Annotated in this window: 27 protein-coding genes; 17 read left to right on the top strand and 10 right to left on the bottom strand. The window is 68.3% G+C overall.

Annotation, left to right across the window (positions count from 1 at the left end; genetic code table 11):
* Window positions 1–20: 20 nt before the first annotated feature.
* From RM531_RS10620 to sppA, 7 genes are all read left to right on the top strand, one after another.
* Window positions 21–446: a glycine zipper domain-containing protein gene (locus tag RM531_RS10620; RefSeq protein WP_311659196.1), complete on the top strand. Its 426-nt coding sequence runs from the start codon at window positions 21–23 to the stop codon at window positions 444–446.
* 10 nt (window positions 447–456) lie between these two features.
* A complete protein-coding gene (locus RM531_RS10625) occupies window positions 457–807 on the top strand; it encodes a hypothetical protein (protein ID WP_311659199.1) in 351 nt (116 codons plus the stop codon).
* Window positions 807–1,487, top strand: a complete 681-nt coding sequence (locus RM531_RS10630) for a response regulator transcription factor (protein ID WP_311659200.1) — start codon at window positions 807–809, stop codon at window positions 1,485–1,487. Before RM531_RS10625 ends, RM531_RS10630 begins: the two co-directional genes overlap by 1 nt.
* A 22-nt stretch (window positions 1,488–1,509) precedes the next feature.
* Window positions 1,510–2,850, top strand: coding sequence for an ATP-binding protein (locus RM531_RS10635; RefSeq protein ID WP_311659203.1), 1,341 nt, complete (start codon window positions 1,510–1,512; stop codon window positions 2,848–2,850).
* A 200-nt stretch (window positions 2,851–3,050) separates the two neighbouring features.
* Entirely contained in the window at window positions 3,051–3,929 is an 879-nt protein-coding gene (locus RM531_RS10640; RefSeq protein ID WP_311659204.1) for an alpha/beta fold hydrolase, read from the top strand.
* Complete coding sequence (locus tag RM531_RS10645) at window positions 3,916–4,416, top strand: hypothetical protein (protein ID WP_311659205.1); 501 nt, start codon at window positions 3,916–3,918, stop codon at window positions 4,414–4,416. Before RM531_RS10640 ends, RM531_RS10645 begins: the two co-directional genes overlap by 14 nt.
* A gap of 1 nt (window position 4,417) precedes the next feature.
* On the top strand, window positions 4,418–5,413 hold the full coding sequence (gene sppA / locus RM531_RS10650; protein WP_311659206.1) for a signal peptide peptidase SppA: 996 nt from the start codon (window positions 4,418–4,420) through the stop codon (window positions 5,411–5,413).
* Window positions 5,414–5,432: 19 nt separating this feature from the next.
* On the opposite strand, the gene lipA is transcribed toward sppA, so the two are convergent.
* Genes lipA through tsaD form a run of 4 tightly spaced genes read right to left on the bottom strand, consistent with a single transcriptional unit; the run spans window position 5,433 to window position 8,668 of the window.
* Window positions 5,433–6,431 carry a lipoyl synthase gene (gene lipA / locus RM531_RS10655; protein ID WP_311659207.1) on the bottom strand — a complete coding sequence of 333 codons (999 nt, stop codon included), beginning with the start codon at window positions 6,429–6,431 and terminating at the stop codon, window positions 5,433–5,435.
* A gap of 31 nt (window positions 6,432–6,462) precedes the next feature.
* Window positions 6,463–6,726, bottom strand: a complete 264-nt coding sequence (locus tag RM531_RS10660; protein WP_311659208.1) for a DUF3253 domain-containing protein — start codon at window positions 6,724–6,726, stop codon at window positions 6,463–6,465.
* 12 nt (window positions 6,727–6,738) lie between these two features.
* Window positions 6,739–7,620, bottom strand: coding sequence for a dihydroneopterin aldolase (gene folB, locus RM531_RS10665; protein ID WP_311659209.1), 882 nt, complete (start codon window positions 7,618–7,620; stop codon window positions 6,739–6,741).
* Window positions 7,621–7,633: 13 nt separating this feature from the next.
* Complete coding sequence (gene tsaD / locus RM531_RS10670) at window positions 7,634–8,668, bottom strand: tRNA (adenosine(37)-N6)-threonylcarbamoyltransferase complex transferase subunit TsaD (protein WP_349255433.1); 1,035 nt, start codon at window positions 8,666–8,668, stop codon at window positions 7,634–7,636.
* 67 nt (window positions 8,669–8,735) lie between these two features.
* Between tsaD and rpsU the strand changes: the two genes are divergently transcribed.
* Both rpsU and RM531_RS10680 read left to right on the top strand, forming a co-directional pair.
* Window positions 8,736–8,951 carry a 30S ribosomal protein S21 gene (rpsU, locus tag RM531_RS10675; RefSeq protein WP_311652525.1) on the top strand — a complete coding sequence of 72 codons (216 nt, stop codon included), beginning with the start codon at window positions 8,736–8,738 and terminating at the stop codon, window positions 8,949–8,951.
* 43 nt (window positions 8,952–8,994) lie between these two features.
* Window positions 8,995–9,438, top strand: a complete 444-nt coding sequence (locus RM531_RS10680) for a GatB/YqeY domain-containing protein (protein ID WP_311659211.1) — start codon at window positions 8,995–8,997, stop codon at window positions 9,436–9,438.
* A 42-nt stretch (window positions 9,439–9,480) separates the two neighbouring features.
* Here RM531_RS10680 and RM531_RS10685 read toward each other — a convergent pair whose 3' ends face one another.
* On the bottom strand, window positions 9,481–9,939 hold the full coding sequence (locus tag RM531_RS10685) for a peroxiredoxin (protein ID WP_311659213.1): 459 nt from the start codon (window positions 9,937–9,939) through the stop codon (window positions 9,481–9,483).
* 15 nt (window positions 9,940–9,954) lie between these two features.
* A complete protein-coding gene (locus RM531_RS10690) occupies window positions 9,955–10,446 on the bottom strand; it encodes a DUF4112 domain-containing protein (protein WP_311659214.1) in 492 nt (163 codons plus the stop codon).
* On the opposite strand from RM531_RS10690, the gene RM531_RS10695 reads away from it, so the two are divergent.
* Both RM531_RS10695 and RM531_RS10700 read left to right on the top strand, forming a co-directional pair.
* Window positions 10,445–11,533, top strand: coding sequence for an alpha-hydroxy acid oxidase (locus RM531_RS10695; RefSeq protein ID WP_311659215.1), 1,089 nt, complete (start codon window positions 10,445–10,447; stop codon window positions 11,531–11,533). The two genes, RM531_RS10690 and RM531_RS10695, sit on opposite strands and share 2 nt — an antisense overlap.
* A complete protein-coding gene (locus tag RM531_RS10700) occupies window positions 11,530–12,606 on the top strand; it encodes an SMP-30/gluconolactonase/LRE family protein (protein WP_311659216.1) in 1,077 nt (358 codons plus the stop codon). The genes RM531_RS10695 and RM531_RS10700 overlap by 4 nt, the downstream gene beginning before the upstream one ends.
* 62 nt (window positions 12,607–12,668) lie before the next feature.
* On the opposite strand, the gene RM531_RS10705 is transcribed toward RM531_RS10700, so the two are convergent.
* Window positions 12,669–12,905, bottom strand: coding sequence for a hypothetical protein (locus tag RM531_RS10705; protein ID WP_311659217.1), 237 nt, complete (start codon window positions 12,903–12,905; stop codon window positions 12,669–12,671).
* Between the two features lie 147 nt (window positions 12,906–13,052).
* Between RM531_RS10705 and RM531_RS10710 the strand changes: the two genes are divergently transcribed.
* A complete protein-coding gene (locus RM531_RS10710; protein WP_311659218.1) occupies window positions 13,053–13,250 on the top strand; it encodes a DUF3185 family protein in 198 nt (65 codons plus the stop codon).
* Between the two features lie 14 nt (window positions 13,251–13,264).
* Window positions 13,265–13,894 carry an FFLEELY motif protein gene (locus RM531_RS10715; RefSeq protein ID WP_311659219.1) on the top strand — a complete coding sequence of 210 codons (630 nt, stop codon included), beginning with the start codon at window positions 13,265–13,267 and terminating at the stop codon, window positions 13,892–13,894.
* On the opposite strand, the gene RM531_RS10720 is transcribed toward RM531_RS10715, so the two are convergent.
* The 3 genes from RM531_RS10720 to sufT form a co-directional block, all read right to left on the bottom strand.
* Window positions 13,891–14,559: an acetoacetate decarboxylase family protein gene (locus RM531_RS10720; protein ID WP_311659220.1), complete on the bottom strand. Its 669-nt coding sequence runs from the start codon at window positions 14,557–14,559 to the stop codon at window positions 13,891–13,893. The two genes, RM531_RS10715 and RM531_RS10720, sit on opposite strands and share 4 nt — an antisense overlap.
* 34 nt (window positions 14,560–14,593) lie before the next feature.
* Window positions 14,594–14,779 (bottom strand): hypothetical protein, encoded by a 186-nt coding sequence (locus RM531_RS10725; protein ID WP_311659221.1) that lies wholly within the window; start codon window positions 14,777–14,779, stop codon window positions 14,594–14,596.
* Window positions 14,780–15,070: 291 nt separating this feature from the next.
* A complete protein-coding gene (sufT, locus tag RM531_RS10730; protein WP_311659222.1) occupies window positions 15,071–15,622 on the bottom strand; it encodes a putative Fe-S cluster assembly protein SufT in 552 nt (183 codons plus the stop codon).
* An 86-nt stretch (window positions 15,623–15,708) separates the two neighbouring features.
* Between sufT and RM531_RS10735 the strand changes: the two genes are divergently transcribed.
* The 4 genes from RM531_RS10735 to RM531_RS10750 are packed head-to-tail and all read left to right on the top strand — an operon-like array spanning window position 15,709 to window position 17,685.
* Entirely contained in the window at window positions 15,709–16,074 is a 366-nt protein-coding gene (locus RM531_RS10735) for a sirohydrochlorin chelatase (RefSeq protein ID WP_311659223.1), read from the top strand.
* Window positions 16,075–16,086: 12 nt separating this feature from the next.
* Complete coding sequence (locus tag RM531_RS10740) at window positions 16,087–16,974, top strand: haloalkane dehalogenase (RefSeq protein ID WP_311659224.1); 888 nt, start codon at window positions 16,087–16,089, stop codon at window positions 16,972–16,974.
* Window positions 16,971–17,240 carry a hypothetical protein gene (locus RM531_RS10745; RefSeq protein WP_311659225.1) on the top strand — a complete coding sequence of 90 codons (270 nt, stop codon included), beginning with the start codon at window positions 16,971–16,973 and terminating at the stop codon, window positions 17,238–17,240. The genes RM531_RS10740 and RM531_RS10745 overlap by 4 nt, the downstream gene beginning before the upstream one ends.
* Window positions 17,233–17,685: a TspO/MBR family protein gene (locus RM531_RS10750; RefSeq protein ID WP_311659226.1), complete on the top strand. Its 453-nt coding sequence runs from the start codon at window positions 17,233–17,235 to the stop codon at window positions 17,683–17,685. Before RM531_RS10745 ends, RM531_RS10750 begins: the two co-directional genes overlap by 8 nt.
* Window positions 17,686–17,768 lie beyond the last annotated feature (83 nt).

Here is a 17,768-nt window from a genome sequence, read left to right on the forward strand (position 1 = left end):
AAACAGCCAAGGAGACCGTCATGCGAGTACTGATTTCCAGCCTGATGACCGGCGCCATCCTAGCCACCGGCACCGCCTTTGCCGGGGAGCGCCAGCTCGACCCGATCTTCGCCGCCACGCCGGTGGATCAGGGCCAGCCCGCCCAGGAATGCTTCAACGCACCCGATAACCGCAACGTCGTGGTTCGCGGCGCCACCAGCACCACCGGCCAGACCATCATCGGCGGCCTGCTGGGTGCAGCCCTGGGTGACCAGTTCGGTGACGGCAGCGGCAACGATCTTGCCACTGGCGTGGGTGCCGCGCTGGGTGCTGCCAGCGGCGCCTGGAATGCCCAGCGCATGCAGGAGCAGCGCGTTCGTGAGTGCCAGCAGTACCAGGGGTACGCCGACAGTCAGCAGGGCGTGAACCAGGGCAGCCGCTACGACACCCGCCGGGTGGGCTACTGATTCCGCAGCCATGCAGCGACTCCCCCTCAAATCCGCCCGACCCGGGCCCCGATGGCTGGCGGCGGCCGTGCTGATGATGGCCGCCGCCTCCGTCTCTGCCGGACCCGCGGGCCTGGTCCCGTCCGCGGCGCTTGACGCGCTGGTGCCGGGGATGGCCGGCGACCGGCTGGCCCAGTCCAACCTGATTCCCCGGCTGGGCAATGACCGCAGCCGCAGTCGGCCCGACAAGACCCCGGCCGAGGCCGCCCGCGAGGCCCGCGAGCGCTACGGCGGCAAGGTGCTCGCGGTCAACCGCGACGGCGACGGCTACCGGGTGAAACTCATCAAGCAGGGCAACGTGCGCGTTGTCCGTATCGACTGATGCGCGCGCTGGTAATCGAGGACGATGTCGACCTGCAGGGTCAGATCCGTGACCAGCTGCGGGCCGAGGGCTTTGCCGTCGACGCCACCGGCGACGGCGAGGAAGGCCTGTTCTTCGCCGAGGAATACAGCATCGACGTGGCCATCATCGACCTCGGCCTGCCCGGCAAGAACGGCATGGAGATCATCCGCGAAGCCCGTGCGGCGGGGCGGGATTTCCCCATTCTCATTCTCACCGCCCGCACCCGCTGGCAGGACAAGGTCGAGGGCCTGGAGGCCGGCGCCGACGACTACGTGGTCAAGCCGTTTCAGCCGGAGGAGTTGATGGCCCGCGTGCAGGCGCTGGTGCGGCGCTCGCGCGGATGGTCCAAGCCGGTGCTGGAAGTCGGCGACATCGCGCTGGATACCGCCGGCCAGGAAGTAAGGGTGGCCGGCACGCCGGTGAGCCTGACCGCCTACGAATTCCGCGTGCTGCAGCAATTGATGCTGCGGGCCGGCGACGTGGTGTCCAAGACCGAACTCTACGAACACATCTACGAGGAAGACGACGAACGCGACAGCAACGTCATCGAGGTGTTCATCCGGCGGCTGCGCACCAAGCTCGACCCCGACGGCAACCGTCAGCCGATCGAGACCCTGCGTGGCCGCGGCTACCGCCTGTTGCGACCGGAGACCCCCTGATTCACGCCGCGCGACCTGATCGATGAACTCGCTGGCCGCGCGCCTGCTGGTGGCGGCCGGGCTGGTGCTGCTGGCCTTTGTGGCCCTGACCGGCCTTGCGCTGGAGCGCGCGGTCTATCAGCGGGCCCTGCAGGCCGAACGCGACAAGCTCCAGGGCCTGACCTACGCCCTGCTCGGCAGCGCCGAGATCGGCGACGACGGCAGCTTCCGCCTGCCGGAACGCTCGCTGCCCGATTCCGACCTCGCCCGCCCCGGCGGCGGCCTCTACGCCCTGGTCACCGATGGCGACGGGGCGGTGATCTGGCAATCGCCCTCCATCATCGATTTCATCGCCCCGCCACCCGCGCCGGGTGTCGGCCAGTGGCGCTTCGTGCCACCGGAGGCCGGCGACAACCGCTGGATCAAGCTGGCATTCGGCATCCGCTGGGTGGCCGGCGAGGATCAGGACTACCGCTTCACGCTCATGGTGGCTGAAAGCGCCGAACCGCTGACCGCCCAGCTCGAGCGGTTCCGCGGCGTGCTGTGGTTGTGGCTGAGCGGCGCGGCCGGTCTGCTGCTGGCGGTGCAGCTGGCGATCCTGCGCTGGGGGCTCGCCCCGGTACGGCGGCTGTCGCGCAGCCTGCGGGACATCGAGGCCGGCCGGCGCGAGCGCATCGAGGGTCAGCATCCCAAGGAGCTGCGCTCGCTGGTACGCAGCCTCAACGCCCTGCTGGCCAGCGAGAAGGCGCGGCTGGAACGTTACCGCAACGCCCTGGCCGATCTGGCCCATGCCCTGAAGACGCCGGTGGCCGTGCTGCGGGGCATGACCAATGAACCCGCCCTGCCCGATGAGCAGCGCCGGCACCTGCAGGGCCAGCTGGCGCGGATCAACGAGATCGTGGACTACCAGGTACAGCGGGCCGCGGCGGCGGGCACCCGCACCCTGGCGCCGCCGGTGGCGCTGGCGCCAATCGTCGAGCGGCTGGCCGGGGCTCTTCGCAAGGTCTACGCCGAGGCCGGCACCGAATTCCGCGTCGACATCGACCGGCGTCTGACCGCCGCCGCCGACGAGGGCGATCTCACCGAGGTGATCGGCAACGTCATGGACAATGCCGCCAAGTACGGCCGGGGCCGGGTACAGGTCAGTGGCGCGCGGGACGGCGACGCCACGTTGGTCTTCATCGACGACGACGGCGACGGTTTCCCGGAAGACGAACCGGATACCCTGCTGCAGCGGGGCGTACGCGCCGATGCCCGCCGCGAGGGCCAGGGTATCGGGCTGGCGGTGACCGCGGAAATCGTGAAAGCCTACGGTGGCGACATTCAGCTGACCCGCGCGCCAACGCTGGGCGGCGGCCGCGTGAGCCTGCGGCTGCCCGGCTGACTTGCGCCCCCGGCGCGGCTTGCAGACAATCTCGCCGAAGGCGCGTACAGGACTACCGCGCTTGCCACTTTGGACCCGTGCGGTGCTCGCAATGCTCACGTATTGCTAATACGCTGCGCTTTCTGCGCGCCGCCGTGTCCAAACTGGCTGCGCTCGCGACGTCTTATAAACACCTTCTCGGACCCGCGCCACTGCCACGAATGAGCGACTCCCTCCGTCACATCGACGTCAACGGCCATCGCATCGCGATCGCCGGCCACAACGAAGAGGCCGACGGCCCGCCGCTGGTGGTGATCCACGGCGTGTCCCTGTCGCTGAATGTCTGGCCCCATGCGCTGCACCACACGCTGCGCCACCGGCGCTGGTATGCCGTGGGCCTGCCGGCCCATTTTCCCAGCCAGCCACCGGCCGGCTTCAACGATCAGCCCATGCCTCCCAGCCTGTTCAGCCACGGACTGCTGGAAGCGATCCGCGCGGTAATCGGCAACGAAGCCTTCACCGTGATGGGGCATTCCACCGGCGGTTACTCGGCGCTGGCGATTGCCGCCGAGGCCCCGGCGCAGGTCCGCGCGGTCTGCGCCATCTCCCCGTTTGCCCAGGGTCGCTGGCGGGGGATTATCGGCCTGCTACAGTTCCTGGCCCGCATACCGGGCATCGGCCCCGGCGTTTGCGCCGCCGGTCTGTGGCTGCTGGCCCGGCACTCGCTGATCGCCCGGGTGGTCACGCTGTTCGCCACCACCCGGCCGCGGGCCTACTGGGCCTGGCCACCGGCCGCCGACATCGCGCGGGTGATGGTGGCCGATCTGCGGCGGGGATCGGTTCGCGCCCTGGCCCACTTCTTCGATGAAATCCACGATCACGACATCCGGTCGTCGCTGGGCGCAATTAAGGCCCCTACCCTTCTGATCCACGGCACCGCCGATCCCATCGTGCCCTTCGATCAGAGTCTTCTCATTCAGCGTTTCGTGCCGCATGCCGAACTGCTGCGCCTGAACGGCATCGGTCACATGCCCTTTGGCGAGGCCGGCGACGACTACGCACAACCCCTGGAGGAATGGTTCGACCGTGTCGACGCCTGAAACCCATCTGGACCCGGAACAGCTGGGCCGCGACGCCCTCGACCCGGACACCTATCATCTGGTGGTGGGGCCGGCGCTGCAGGTCTGCGCCGCGCTGGCCGCCAAGCGCGGCGACCCGACCCTGCACGCCGACATGCCGGCGATGCTGGCGCTGGTGCACCTGGTCACCGAACTCGGCCACCACTGGACGGCGGATCACGACGAGGCCGACAACGAGCGGCTGGACCAGGCCGCGGTGGCCGCCTGCGTGATGGTGCTGCGGGAAGCGGGTCTGGCCGAGGATGCCATCGGCCAGTGCCTGGCCGCGCTGGAGGCGGCGTACGCCCAGCTTGCCGAGCACAATGTGACCGAGCCCGCCGGCCCGTTCATCGGAACCGCCTGGCGGGCCCTGTCGGTGGACGACCGCGACACCGCCATCGAACAGCTCGAGCAGGCCGCCCACCGTATCGTGGCCGCGATCGAAGCCTGGCAGAACCAGGTCCACTGACATGCGCGCGCTGATTGCCCTGCTGATCAGCCTGCCCCTGCTGGGCGGCTGCGTGTTGGTGCTGACCCCGTTCGACTGGTTCGGCGACGAGTCGGGCCTGGTCGAACATGTGGTGCGGGGCGAGGGTGATGCCAAGATTCTTCTGGTGTCGGTGGACGGATTCATCAGCGACCAGCCCACCCAGCGCGCGTTCGGGCTGGTCCAGGAGCCTTCCACGCTGGACCGCGTGGCCACCGAACTCCGGCGCGCGGAAGCCGACCCCGATATCCGCGGGGTGGTGCTGCGCATCAACAGTCCGGGCGGCGGCGTGACCGCCAGCGACGAGATATTCCACCGTCTGCGGCGCTTCGCCGAGGACCAGGAGGTGCCCGTGGTGGCGGCGCTGGGCAGCGTGGCCGCCTCCGGCGGCTACTACGTGGCGCTGGCCGCTGACGAGATCCTGGCACATCCGACCACGGTGACGGGCTCGATCGGCGTGATCCTGGTCGGCCTGAACATCGACGGCCTGATGGACAAGATCGGGGTACGCGACGAAACCTTCACCTCCGGCCCCCACAAGGATCTGCTGTCGCCGCTGCGCGGCGTCACCGACGAGGAGCGCGACATCGTCCAGGGCGTGCTGGACGGCCTGTTCGAGCGATTCGTGCACGTGGTCGACGGCCGCCGCGGCGGGAAGCTGGACGCCACCCATCGCGCGACCATCACGGACGGGCGCATCTTCAACGCGCCACAGGCCGAGTCACTGGGGCTGGTCGACGGCATCGGCCGGCTGGACGACGCCATCGACCGGGTGCGGGAAAAAGCCGGCCTGGAGAACGCACGCGTGATCCGCTACACCCGCGAGGGCGGCCGGGCGGACACGGTGTATTCCCGCGGTGGCGGCATGCCGACGGCCGGCGGCGCGCCCGCTCAGGTCAACATCCTGCCGCTGGATCTGGGCCTGTCCGCCGCGAGTTCGGCACAGTTCCTGTATCTGTGGCGGCCGGGTCGCGAATAGCTAACCCGCCGTCGGCGCCTCAGGAGGCGTCGGCGAGGCCGCAATTATTCTTGTCGAACACGCGATCGGCCCGGTAGGACGAACGCACCAGCGGACCGGAGACCACTTCCAGGAAGCCCCGCGCCAGGCCCCACTGACGGTACTTGTCGAAATCGGCCGGCGGCACGTAACGCTCCACCGGCAGGTGATTGACCGTGGGCCGCAGATACTGGCCGAAGGTGACGATGTCCACGCCAATGGCGGCACAGTCATCCAGGGTGGCGGCGATCTCGTCCTCGGTCTCGCCCAGGCCCAGCATCAGGCTGGTCTTGGTCAGCACGCCGGGACGATGCGCCTTGGCGTGAGCCAGTACATCCAGCGTCTGGCGATAGCCGGCGCGGGCGTCGCGCACCGGATGGGTCAGGCGTTCGACCGTCTCCAGATTCTGCGCGAACACGTCCAGCCCGGAATCCACCACGGTTTCGACATCCGCTTCCCGGCCACAGAAATCCGGCGTCAGGGCCTCGACGCCGGTTTCCGGATTGGCCGCCTTGCAGGCCCGCACGCAGGCGGCGTAATGCCCGGCGCCGCCGTCCGGCAGGTCATCACGGTCCACCGACGTGAGTACCACGTACTTCAGGCCCATCAGCCGCACCGAATCGGCGCAGGCCTCGGGTTCGTCCGGGTCCAGCCAGCCGCGGGGGTTGCCGGTATCCACCGCGCAGAACCGGCAGGCCCGGGTGCAGGTGTCGCCCATCAGCATCAGGGTGGCGGTGCCGTGGCTCCAGCACTCCCCGATATTGGGACACATGGATTCCTCGCAGACCGTGGCCAGCCGGTGCTCGCGCACGTTCTTCTTCACCGCCTGGTAGTCGGGACCGCTGGGCAGTTTCGCGCGCAGCCAGTCGGGCTTGCGGCCGACCGGCGGGCGATCGGCGCCGCGCCGCGATTTCTGGCCGTTCTTGATCGCGGTGAAACCCTGCGGCTTGGCCACCTTGCTGCCAGAGACGATGGGAATGCCCTTGAACTGTTCGCGCATGGCCCTGCGATAGTCGAAACCGGCGATCAGTTTAACAGTCGCGCCGCCGCAGCCGGATGGGCCCGCGCGGCGAAAGCCCGGGATCGACGGGCACACCGCCCTGGCAGATGTCGATCTCGCCGCGACGGGCCAGCGTCAGCGCCGCGTCGCGCACCGCCGGCATCCAGTCGCGCCAGGCATCGGGGTCCAGCCGGCGGGCGATGTCGGACGGGCAGCAGGATTTGTCGGAACCGCGGGCCCGGGTGAGCCACCGGATCTCCGCCGCGATCCAGTCGCGCTGTTCATTGCCGATCACGGCGGCTGGTGCTCAGTCCGGCGTCATGCCCGCGGCGGCAGCGATGGCCTCGCCAAGCGCGGCGTCGGCCACCGCCAGCGGCTGGTCGCGGTCGTCGAATGTCTGCCACAGCTCGTCGTAGCGGCGCCCGTCCACCGGGTGCCGCGCGTCCGGCGCGATGTCGGCCAGCGGCTTGAGCGTGAACGCGTAGCGCCGGATGTCGTCACGCGGCAGCCGCCGTTTCTCGTCGATCCGGTCGCCCACCAGCAGCAGGTCCAGATCCATGGTCCGGGAACGGGTGCGTTCTTCGCGGAGGCGCCCGCAGGCATTCTCGATCTCGCGCAGGGCCTCGGCGATGGTGGCCGGTTCGTCGGTGGCGACGAACGCCACCACCAGGTTGACGAACGGCGGCCCGTCGAAGCCGACCGCGGGACAGGTGTAGGCGGGCGACACGTTCAGCGCCCCGAACCGTTCGCGCATGAGGCGCACTGCCTGCGGAATGTAGTTAGACGGCTCGATGTTGCTGCCCACGCCAACGAAGGCTCGTTCGGCGGCCGGCGAGGGATGCCGCTGCCGCCGGATATCCACCCCGACCCCGCGGGCCCCGCGCAGGGCGAAGGCCTTGTTCAGCCGCAGCCGTACCTGCTGCACCGGAAATTCATCCAGAATCAGCGCCGCCACCCGCTCGGCCAGGGTTTCGACCAGCTCGAATTCCGCCGCCTCGACGTACGCGATCACCCGCTTGGCCACCGCCTTGTAGTTGAGCGTGCGGTCCACGTCGTCGGTGGCCGCGGCGGCGGTGATGTCGAAGGCCATGTCGAGATCGAAGCGCACCGTCTGGCGGATACGGCGTTCCCAGTCGTACAGGCCGATGACCGTATCGATGCGCAGGTCTTCGATGTAGATGGTGTCCAAGCTGCCCTCCTGTTCAGGCGCCGGGCGGCGCCAGCTCGTGCAGCGGCCAGCGCGCGACCGCCATCGGGTCCGGTGCGCATGCCGCGCGGGCGTCGCCGGGCAGTCGCAATGCGCCGACGTGCGCGATCATCGCCCCGTTGTCGGTACAGAAGGCATGTCGCGGAAAGTACACCCGGAAGTCGTGTGCCGTTGCGGCGGCGTCGAGTTGCTCGCGCAGGCGCCGGTTGGCGCCCACGCCGCCGGCCACCACCAGTCTGGCATAGCCGGTTTCCTGCAGCGCCCGTCGGCATTTCACCGCCAGGGTTTCGGTGACCGCCTCCTCGAAACCGCGGGCGATATCGGCATGATCGGCCGGCCCGGCGTCGCGCACCGCCAGCGCCACGGCGGTCTTGAGGCCGGAAAACGAGAAATCCAGGCCGGGCCGGTCGAGCATCGGCCGCGGAAACACGAACCGTCCCGGTGCGCCGTCCTCGGCCAGTCGCGCCAGCGCAGGCCCGCCGGGGTAGCCCAGCCCCAGCAGCTTGGCGGTCTTGTCGAAGGCCTCACCCACGGCATCGTCCAGGGTGGTGCCGAGCTGGCGATAGCGGCCCACGCCTTCGACCGCCACCAGCAGCGTATGCCCGCCGGACACCAGCAGGGCCACGAAGGGAAACGCCGGGGCATCCGGCTCCAGCAGGGGCGACAGCAGGTGGCCTTCCATGTGATGCACGCCCAGCACCGGCACCTGCCAGGCCATGCCCAGCCCGCGCGCCACCGCCCCGCCCACCAGCAGGGCGCCCAGCAACCCGGGGCCGCGGGTGTAGGCGATGCCGTCGGCCCGGGACAGGCCCGCCTCGGCCAGCGCCGCGGCGATCAGCGGGGCCAGTTTGCGGACGTGGTCCCGGCTGGCCAGTTCCGGCACCACCCCGCCGTACTCGGCGTGCAGCGCCACCTGGCTGTAGATTTGATGGGCTAGCAGGCCCCGCTGGCGCGAATACACCGCCACCGCGGTTTCATCGCAGGAAGTCTCGATACCCAGAATGTTTTGCAAAGCGCCCGCAACCGGCATTAGAATACGCCGCCCTATTGTAAGGCAGCGGCATCAGCCGCTTTCTAGCCCCCGGAGAGTGATCGCTTTGCCAAGCGTACGAGTCAAGGAAAACGAGCCGTTCGAAGTCGCCCTGCGCCGCTTCAAGCGCAGCTGCGAAAAGGCCGGCGTGGTCACCGAAGTGCGCCGCCGCGAGCATTTCGAAAAGCCCTCGCAGGTGCGCAAGCGCAAGCGGGCGGCCGCGGTCAAGCGCCATCTCAAGCGCGTCCAGCGCGAACAGCAGCGCTTCACCCGGCAGTACTGATCCGGGCCATCAGCCGCATCGCGGCGAGTATCGCCCCCACATCATGACGCTCAAAGAGCAGTTATCCGACGACATGAAGTCGGCGCTGCGGGCCAAGGACCGCGAGCGGCTCGCGGTGCTGCGCATGCTGCTGTCCGCGGTGCGCCAGTGGGAGATCGACGAGCGTATCGAGCTCGACGACGCCGGCGTGCTGGCGCTGATCGACAAGATGGTCAAGCAGCGCCGTGACGCGGAAACCCAGTACCGGGATGCCGGCCGTGACGAACTGGCCGATGCCGAGGCCGCGGAAGTGGTGGTGCTGGAAACCTATCTGCCGGACGCGCTGAGCGACCAGGAACTGGCAGATCTGGTCGCCGCCGCCGTGACCCAGTCCGGTGCCCAGTCGATGCAGGACATGGGCAAGGTCATGGGCATTCTCAAGCCCCAGGTCCAGGGCCGGGCCGACATGGGCGCGGTCAGCGCCGCGGTCAAGAGCCAACTGAGCTAGCGATCTCCGGCCGCGCATTCGCGCACCCCAAAATTCCCGAACTCAGCCGCCGGTGGCGATCGCCGCCAGGGCCTGCCGGACGTGACGTTCCGCGGCCAGTTGCGCGCTGAACACCAGGCACACGGTTCCCGCACGATCGATCACGAAGGTGGTGCGGCCGGGCATGATGCCCAGCGTGCGGGGCACCCCGAAAACGCGCCGCAACTCGCCATCGGGATCCGATACCAGCCGGAACGGCAGCGAGTGGGTCGCCGCGAATTTCCGATGGCTGTCGGCGTCGTCGCCGCTGATGCCGATCACCTCGGCCCCGGCGTTGACGAAATCCTCGTAATGGTCGCGAAAGGCGCAGGCCTCACGGGTGCACACGGGGGTGTCGTCCTTCGGATAGAAGTACACCACCACCGGCTGCCGCCCGCGGTAATCGGCCAGGCGCACGGGCTGGCCGTGATGGTCGACGGTGTCGAAATCGGGGGCCGGGTCGCCCGGCTCGAGCATTGCCATATCGTCGTTCTCCGGTTACAGGGTGGCGTCGACCAGCCACCAGCTCAGCCCGGCTGCCAGCAGCACCCCGCCGCCCAGCATCACGGCCTGCGGCCAGCGCGCACGCGGTCGCTCGGGCGGCTGGTCGAGCCAGTTCTCCAGTTCACGCAGATTGCGGGTGGTGGCCTTCCAGTAGATGTCGGCCAGGTCACCGACCACCGGCACCAGGCCGATCACGAAATCGATACCGAGATTGCGCAGCATCCGACCCACCACCGGCCGCGGGGCCCGCAGCCGCACCGCCTCGCCCACCGACAGTGCCGACAGCACCACCCCGGCGAAGTCCCCGACCACCGGCAGCAATCCAATCGCGGCGTCCAGCCCTACCCGCGTGCGCAGGAACGGCACATATACCGAGGAATCCAGCCAGCGGGCCAGCCGCCGTACCCTTGCCAGGCTACGTTGCCGCCGCTCGGACAAATGGCTGTCGGACCGATCCTCGGGCCTGTCTTGATATGCTCGCGCCATGACGCTTCTCAGTATCCGGGACTATGAACGGGCAGCCAACGGGCAGCTTTCCGCGGCCACCCGTGACTATTATGCCGGTGGCGCCGCGGACGAGCTTACCCTGACCGCCAATCGCACGGCGTTCGAAGGCATCGACCTGATGCCGCGAACGCTGTGCGGCGCCACCCGGCCGGATCTGACCACCCGTCTGGGCGACCAGCCGCTGGCGCTGCCCCTGGGCATTGCGCCAACCGCCTTTCACAAGCTGGCGCATCCGGACGGCGAAACCGCCACCGCCCGCGCCGCCGGCGAGGCGGGTGCCCTGTTCGTACTCAGCAGCCTGTCCACCACGGCCATGGAGCCGGTATTCGCCGCCACCGACGCGCCGCGTCATTTCCAGCTTTACATGTACCGCGACCGGGCCACCACGCGCGACCTCGTGGCGCGGGCGCAAGCCGCCGGTGCCGGGGCCATCGTGCTGACCGCCGATGCCCCTGTCTGGGGCCTGCGCGAGGCCGATGCACGCAACCGCTTCGTGCTGCCGCCGCATCTGCGGGCGGAAAATCTGGCCGCGGGTACCGACCGCCTACCGGACAGCGGTGGTTCCGGCCTGGCCACCTACATGAACGAGATCGTGGACGGCGGCATCACCTGGGACGACCTCGACTGGCTGTGCGCCAGCACCACCCTGCCGGTGTGGCTCAAGGGCGTGATGCACCCCGACGACGCCCGGCGGGCGATCGACCACGGCGCCGCCGGGCTGGTGGTGTCCAACCACGGCGGCCGTCAGCTGGATCGCGCCCCGGCTACCATCCGGGCCCTGCCGGCGATCGCTCGGGCGGTGGACGGTCGCGTGCCGCTGTGGCTGGACGGCGGCATTCGCCGCGGCGCGGACGCGTTCACCGCCCTGGCCCTGGGCGCGGACGGGGTGATGATCGGCCGGCCCGCCCTGTGGGGCCTGACGGTCGACGGTGCCGCCGGCGTGGCGGCGGTGCTGGATATTCTCGCGCGCGAGCTGGCCAACACCATGTCGCTGTGCGGCTGCGCCTCGCTGGCCGCGATCCACCGCGACTGCCTCTTCGACACCCGAACGATTGAATCCCGATGAAACGAGTCGCCCTGCTGCTGATTGCCGTTCTAGCCCTGCCCCTGGCCTATCTGCTGTTCTGGCCGGTTCCGATCGAGCCGGTGGCCTGGCAGGCCCCGCCCGCCCCCGAACGCGGCGAACCCAATGCCTCGGGCCCCGACCTGGCCGAGGCCGAGAAACTGGGCCGGGACGCGGGCGTCGGTCCCGAGGATGTCGCCGTCGACAAAAGCGGCCGGCTTTACGCCGGCTACGAGGACGGGCGCATTCGTCGACTTGCTGCTGACGGCAGCGGGGCCGAGACGCTGGCCGATACCGGCGGACGGCCGCTGGGCCTGGCCTGGGCGCCGGATGGTTCGCTGGTGATTGCGGATGCGGAACAGGGCCTGCTGGCTATGCGTGAGGACGGCTCGCTGCGCACCCTGGCCACTGCGGCCGACGGGCAGGCGCTGGGGTTCGCCGACGACGTCGATGTCGCCGCGGACGGCACCATCTATTTTTCGGACGCCTCCACGAAATTCGGCTATCACGCCGTGATGGCGGATATCCTCGAGCACGGCGGCCACGGCCGGCTGCTTCGTTACGAGCCGACCGCCGACGAGACCACGGTGCTGGCCGACGGTCTGCAGTTTGCCAACGGTGTGGCGGTGGGCCCGGACGAACGCTACGTGCTGGTTACCGAAACCGGCGCCTATCGGGTTCAGCGGGTGTGGCTGGAAGGACCCCGGGCCGGGGAGACCGAGGTATTCATCGACAACCTGCCGGGCCTGCCGGATAACATTTCCTACGACGCCGAGCGCGACATCTTCTGGCTGGCGCTGTATGCGCCGCGCAACCCGTCACTGGATTTCATGGCCGACAAGCCGTGGCTGCGCAAGGTTACCTTCCGGCTACCGGCGGCGTTGCAGCCGGAACCGGAGAATCTCGGCTTCATACTCGGACTGGACCCGTCCGGCCGCATCGTGCACAACTTGCAGGATAGCAGTGCCGACGCCTATGCGCCGATCACCAGCGTCGAGGCAGCAGGCGATTCGCTGTACCTCGGCAGCCTGCTACAGCCCGCGATCGGCCGGCTGCCGGTGCCGACAGGCGATTGATAGCCGCGGGCTCGTTGAGCCCGCGGCAGATGCGACCGGAAATCCGGCTCGCGGTCGGAAGACTAGTTGTCTTCCATCGCCTCTTCCATTTCGTCGCCCGTTTCTTCGGCGGCATTGCCCATGTCTTCCGCGGAATCTTCCACCGCGTTGTCGTCCTCGAACATCTCGCCGACTTCCTCGGCGGCCTCCGAGGCTTCTTCGCTCATGTCCTCACGGGTGTCCTGTTCACAGGCTGCAAGCGTCAGCCCGCCAATGGACAGAGCAGCCAGCGCCAATGAGGTTTGCAGGGACGTTTTCATAGGGGTTTTCCTTCTATCATTCCATGAACCCGGATCGCCCTCGTACACGTCAGGATATTGCGGCGGCGCAGCATTATTCAAGTGACAACGGAATCTGATAGCTTTCAGCGGCCTTCATCGTCCAACCACAAACCAGGAAGCACGAACATGCAAAAAGCCATTGGTGCGGCCCTGCTGATCGCAGGGGTTCTGTTGTTGTTCTTCGGTTACAGCGAGTATCAGTCCCTGCAGTCAGAGGTGAAGGAATTCTTCACCGGTTCGCCGACGGACCGTGCGCTCTTGATGCTTATCGGCGGTGCCATCAGTAGCGTGATCGGCCTGGTGCTCGTGGTTCGCCGCGGCTGAGCGGCGCCGTCACGATGACCACGTCCGGACCCTGTGAGCTCGCCGCCAGTTTGCGCACTCTCGGCGCCCTGGAGGCCGAAACCGATCCGCCCGGTCTGGCAGGTGTACGTGCCTGCCAGCGCCGGCGCATTCAACGCAATTACGGCCCGGACCCGGTGCTCACGTTCTGCACCGACCGGCTACTGACCGGCCCGGACGTGAGCGCGCTGACGACAGACCCCGACGCCACCGCGGCCCGGCTTGGTCGCCTGCTTGGCGACACCACCGCCGCGGCCGCCGCGCTGGAATTCCTGGCGCTCACCGAGACCCTCGACCGCGCTGTCGCGGCCCGGGCCACCACCGACGAGCCCGGCGTCGTGGGGTTCGCCCGGGCCTCCCGGCGCGTCGGCCGGCTTGCCGACCGGCACCGGCAGGTGGATCTGGTGGGCCTGGTGGTCGAGGAATTGTCCGGCGTGGTCACCAGTCGCCTGTCCTGGATGGCCTTCCGCATGGCCCGAACGCCGGCGCGTCTGGCCGGTTTCGGGCCGTTCTACGAGTTGCTGCATGCCGGCTTCTCGGCGGTGCGGGACAACCCCGCCACCGTGGACCGCATCCCCGACTGGCTGGCCGAGGAGCGACGGCGCGTCGACCGCTTGCTGGCCTAGGCGTCCTCGATGGCCGCCGGCGGGAATACCATGGAAAAGCTGGCCACCTGCAGGCAGGACAGCACCCGCTGGCTGGTGAAATCCGGAAACACCGCGTCATCGATCCGGCACTCGGTAAGCCGGGCCGGCCGCACCCGGCCACGGGCACTGATGCGGGTGGTGTAACGCCGGCCTTCCCAGGGCTGCACCAGCGTGTGCCAACCACCCGGCGCGAGTGCGGTGGTGACCGGCCAGGACAGGGACCGACGCGCGAAACACAGCTCCGCGAAGGGACGGTCATCGCGCGACACGCGAACGTGCTCGTTGCCACTTTCCACCGTATGGCGCTGAAACGCCGCCAGCGTCTTGGGCAGCCCCCAGTTGCGCCGGCCGTTGTCCACGCTGGGTTGCGAGGACACCAGGATGTCGGTGACCGCGAATCGCTTGCGGCCTTCAACGTCGAAGCGGCCGGGAACCAGCAGCAGTTCACGGTACGGACCCACGGCGGATTCACTGTAATCGACCACCATCACGGTGCCGATGCCACCCAGGGCCCGCCCGGCCAGACCCGGCACGCCGGCCGCGCAACGTTCGCCGAACTCACGTGAACAGCGAATCAGAATGATGTAACCCTGCCCGCGCAGCTGCCAGGGCGGCGGTGCGTGGATCGGCTGAGATTCGGACATGGCCTTCCCCTTGCCGTGATCGCGGGCGCCAGCGTCAGCGCCAGGTGCGATTGTAGATTTCCACGAACATCAGCAACAGCAGATAGATGCAGTAGACCATGTCCACCAGCGGCAGGAAGGCCGAGTAGAACGGGTCCGGGCTGTCGAAATCGGTGAAGGTAAAGGCCAGATAGCCCAGAAAGATCAGCATCCCGTTGACGATGAGATAGATGGGCCGCATCCCGCGAACTCCCCGTGTTGCCCCCGGCGCCGACTCTAGCCCATCCGCTACCCCGCAGGCATCCGCATGACCGGTCGGGAAGTTTACCCATGTACAGGCGGGTGCCCAGCGGTTAACGTCAATGTCACCCGCGGGTGCTGATGGTATCCAAGGGGCGGTGGCCCGCATCCCCGTCGCTCGATGCGCCGGCCACCGGGACAGCTGTCGAATCGGATTCGCTTCGGCTGGCCGATTCCCTCCGTGTTCGGGCGGCGGCACCTGCCGCCGCCCGCTCTTGGCTACCCCGCCCGGCTAGAGCATGCCGACCTGCAGCTTGGCCGCGTCGGACATCATCTCCATCGTCCAGGGCGGGTCGAACACCAGCTCCACATCGACCCGGTCCACGGTCGGTATCAGGCGCACCCGCGACTTGACGTCGTCGAGCAGGATGTCGCCCATGCCGCAGCCCGGCGCGGTCAGGGTCATGGCCACTTTCGCGGTGCGGTGTTCGGGATCGCCGTGGTCGAACTCGCAGCCGTAGATCAGGCCCAGGTCCACCACGTTGATCGGAATTTCCGGGTCGTAGACGGTGCGCATCTGTTCCCAGGCCAGCGCTTCGACATCATCGTTGTCGGCACCTTCCGGCAACGCGATGGGCTCGGGCGGCTCCTTGCCGATGGCATCGGCCTCGCTGCCGGCGATGCGCAGCAGATTGCCGGCGATGTAGACGGTGAAACTGCCGCCCAGCGCCTGGGTGATGGTGCCGTGGGTACCCGCGGGCACTTCCACGGTGTCGCCGGCCGGAATCACCACGGCCTCGCAATCCCGCAAGAAGGTAACCGGTTCCTGATTGGGCATCTGCATGACGAGGAATCCGTTATCCGGATGACTGGAGGCTGATTGTAGCAACCCGGCGGCCCGGCACGGTGGGGTTTGCTATCCTCGCGGCCATGAATACGAGCCTGCTTCTGGTCGCGCACGGCAGCCGCCGCGAGGCCTCCAACGACGAGGTCCGGGCCCTGACCACCCGGCTGCGCACCGCGGCCGACGACCGCTTCCACCAGGTGGACTGCGCGTTTCTGGAACTGGCCTCGCCCCTGATTCCCGGCGGACTGGTCCGGCTGATCCAGGGCGGGGCCGAACGCATCATCGTGCTGCCCTACTTCCTGGCCGCCGGCCGCCATGTCACCGAGGACATTCCGGCGGAAATCGCCGAGGTACGTGCCGATCATCCGGAAGTGGATATCGTGCTCAACCCCTATCTGGGAACAGCCGACTCGCTGCCCGAGTTGCTGCTGTCCCTGATCGCCTACTAGCGAGACCACCCCATGAGTAACACGTCCCCCGATTTCACCAAGCAGACCGTCGAAGTGCTGGGCCGGCGCATGGCCTATGTCGAGGCCGGTACCGGCGATCCGGTGGTGTTCCTGCATGGCAACCCCACGTCGAGCTATCTGTGGCGCAACATCCTCCCGCACGCCATCAGCCTGGGCCGCTGCATCGTCCCCGATCTGATCGGCATGGGCGATTCGGACAAGCTTCCCGATCCCGGGCCGGGCAGCTATCGCTTCGTCGAGCACCGACGGTATCTGGACGGACTGCTGGACGCCCTCGGCGTCAATGACAACGTGATCCTGGTGCTGCACGACTGGGGCTCGGGGCTGGGCTTCGACTGGGCCAATCGCCATCGCGACCGCGTCGCCGGCATCTGCTATATGGAAGCCATCGTCCAGCCGTTATCGTGGTCCGACCTGCCCGACTCGATGCAGGGCATCTTCCAGGCCATGCGCTCGTCGGCGGGCGAGGAAATGGTGCTGGACAAGAACGTGTTCGTGGAGCGCATCCTGCCGGCCTCGATCCAGCGCGAGCTGACCGCCGCCGAGATGGATGAGTACCGCCGGCCGTTCACCGACGCCGGCGAGGCCCGACGGCCCACCCTGACCTGGCCACGACAGATTCCGATCGACGGCGAGCCGGCCGACGTGACCGCCATCGTCGACGACTACGGCCAGTGGCTCGCCACCAGCGACGACCTGCCCAAGCTGTTCATCAACGCGGATCCCGGCATCATCCTCACCGGCGGGCCACGCGAATTCTGCCGGTCCTGGCCGAATCAGACGGAAGTCACGGTGGATGGGCTGCACTTCATCCAGGAAGACTCGCCCGATGCCATCGGGCGGGCCCTGGCCGGCTTCATTCAGCAGGTACGCGGATGATCGACAATCGCCGATTCTGGCTGGTGGGCAACCTGGTCACCCTGTTGCTGCACGCGGCCGGCCTCTGGCTTTACGTCACCGACGGATTCAACAGTCCGGTAGCGCAGTTGTGGGCGGTGATCATCGCGATTCACATCCTGGAAATTCCGCTGGCCTTCCTGGCGGTGGCCGAGCGACGCATTCCCTGGGGTCTGACCGTGATCAACACCCTGATCTTCGGCTTCACCTGGTGGGTGCCTACCCGCCGCGGGGTGTTTCATGCGTAGTGCCCTGGCCGGGCTTATCTGCGCGGCCGTGGTGGCGGCGGCGGCCGGCACCGGCATCCTGTTCCAGCCGGGCGCCTGGTATGCCGGCCTGATCAAGCCCGCCGGCACACCGCCGAATATCCTGTTTCCGATCGCCTGGACGCTGCTTTACATCACCATGGCGCTTGCCGCCTGGCTGGTCTGGCGGGTGCGGGGCCTGGGCCCGGCTCTGTGGCTGTTCGGCATTCAACTAACCCTGAACGCGCTCTGGTCGCCGGTGGTATTCGGCGCCCATCGGCTCGACCTGGGCCTGCTGGTGATCATCGCGCTATGGCTGGCGGTCCTGGCCACCTGGCGGGCCTTCGCCGCCGTACGCCCGCTGGCCGGAGCGATGCTGCTGCCGTATCTGGCCTGGGTCGGTTTTGCCGGCTATCTCAACGCCGGGCTGCTCTGGCTCAACGGCTGACCGCGCGGGGAGACGCGATACACTCCCCGGGGTATCGAATCAATCCTCGCCGGTAGCGACCGGCCCGTTCTCAGGAGTCGCTC

The organism is Spectribacter acetivorans (genome assembly GCF_031846305.1).
In the GTDB taxonomy this organism is placed as follows: Bacteria; Pseudomonadota; Gammaproteobacteria; order Nevskiales; family Salinisphaeraceae; genus Spectribacter; species Spectribacter acetivorans.

Excerpts from the sequence above, each read along its gene's own strand:
- RM531_RS10715 (WP_311659219.1), top strand. The coding sequence starts at position 13,265 with ATGACCACGTCCGGACCCTGTGAGCTCGCCGCCAGTTTGCGCACTCTC.
- RM531_RS10640 (WP_311659204.1), top strand. The coding sequence starts at position 3,051 with ATGAGCGACTCCCTCCGTCACATCGACGTCAACGGCCATCGCATCGCG.
- RM531_RS10680 (WP_311659211.1), top strand. The coding sequence starts at position 8,995 with ATGACGCTCAAAGAGCAGTTATCCGACGACATGAAGTCGGCGCTGCGG.
- RM531_RS10630 (WP_311659200.1), top strand. The coding sequence starts at position 807 with ATGCGCGCGCTGGTAATCGAGGACGATGTCGACCTGCAGGGTCAGATC.
- RM531_RS10690 (WP_311659214.1), bottom strand. The coding sequence starts at position 10,446 with ATGGCGCGAGCATATCAAGACAGGCCCGAGGATCGGTCCGACAGCCAT.
- RM531_RS10725 (WP_311659221.1), bottom strand. The coding sequence starts at position 14,779 with ATGCGGCCCATCTATCTCATCGTCAACGGGATGCTGATCTTTCTGGGC.
- RM531_RS10625 (WP_311659199.1), top strand. The coding sequence starts at position 457 with ATGCAGCGACTCCCCCTCAAATCCGCCCGACCCGGGCCCCGATGGCTG.
- RM531_RS10745 (WP_311659225.1), top strand. The coding sequence starts at position 16,971 with ATGATCGACAATCGCCGATTCTGGCTGGTGGGCAACCTGGTCACCCTG.
- sppA (WP_311659206.1), top strand. The coding sequence starts at position 4,418 with ATGCGCGCGCTGATTGCCCTGCTGATCAGCCTGCCCCTGCTGGGCGGC.
- tsaD (WP_349255433.1), bottom strand. The coding sequence starts at position 8,668 with ATGCCGGTTGCGGGCGCTTTGCAAAACATTCTGGGTATCGAGACTTCC.
- RM531_RS10700 (WP_311659216.1), top strand. The coding sequence starts at position 11,530 with ATGAAACGAGTCGCCCTGCTGCTGATTGCCGTTCTAGCCCTGCCCCTG.
- RM531_RS10695 (WP_311659215.1), top strand. The coding sequence starts at position 10,445 with ATGACGCTTCTCAGTATCCGGGACTATGAACGGGCAGCCAACGGGCAG.
- RM531_RS10735 (WP_311659223.1), top strand. The coding sequence starts at position 15,709 with ATGAATACGAGCCTGCTTCTGGTCGCGCACGGCAGCCGCCGCGAGGCC.
- lipA (WP_311659207.1), bottom strand. The coding sequence starts at position 6,431 with ATGCGCGAACAGTTCAAGGGCATTCCCATCGTCTCTGGCAGCAAGGTG.
- RM531_RS10740 (WP_311659224.1), top strand. The coding sequence starts at position 16,087 with ATGAGTAACACGTCCCCCGATTTCACCAAGCAGACCGTCGAAGTGCTG.
- RM531_RS10710 (WP_311659218.1), top strand. The coding sequence starts at position 13,053 with ATGCAAAAAGCCATTGGTGCGGCCCTGCTGATCGCAGGGGTTCTGTTG.
- RM531_RS10685 (WP_311659213.1), bottom strand. The coding sequence starts at position 9,939 with ATGGCAATGCTCGAGCCGGGCGACCCGGCCCCCGATTTCGACACCGTC.
- sufT (WP_311659222.1), bottom strand. The coding sequence starts at position 15,622 with ATGCAGATGCCCAATCAGGAACCGGTTACCTTCTTGCGGGATTGCGAG.
- RM531_RS10620 (WP_311659196.1), top strand. The coding sequence starts at position 21 with ATGCGAGTACTGATTTCCAGCCTGATGACCGGCGCCATCCTAGCCACC.
- RM531_RS10705 (WP_311659217.1), bottom strand. The coding sequence starts at position 12,905 with ATGAAAACGTCCCTGCAAACCTCATTGGCGCTGGCTGCTCTGTCCATT.
- RM531_RS10750 (WP_311659226.1), top strand. The coding sequence starts at position 17,233 with ATGCGTAGTGCCCTGGCCGGGCTTATCTGCGCGGCCGTGGTGGCGGCG.
- RM531_RS10720 (WP_311659220.1), bottom strand. The coding sequence starts at position 14,559 with ATGTCCGAATCTCAGCCGATCCACGCACCGCCGCCCTGGCAGCTGCGC.
- RM531_RS10635 (WP_311659203.1), top strand. The coding sequence starts at position 1,510 with ATGAACTCGCTGGCCGCGCGCCTGCTGGTGGCGGCCGGGCTGGTGCTG.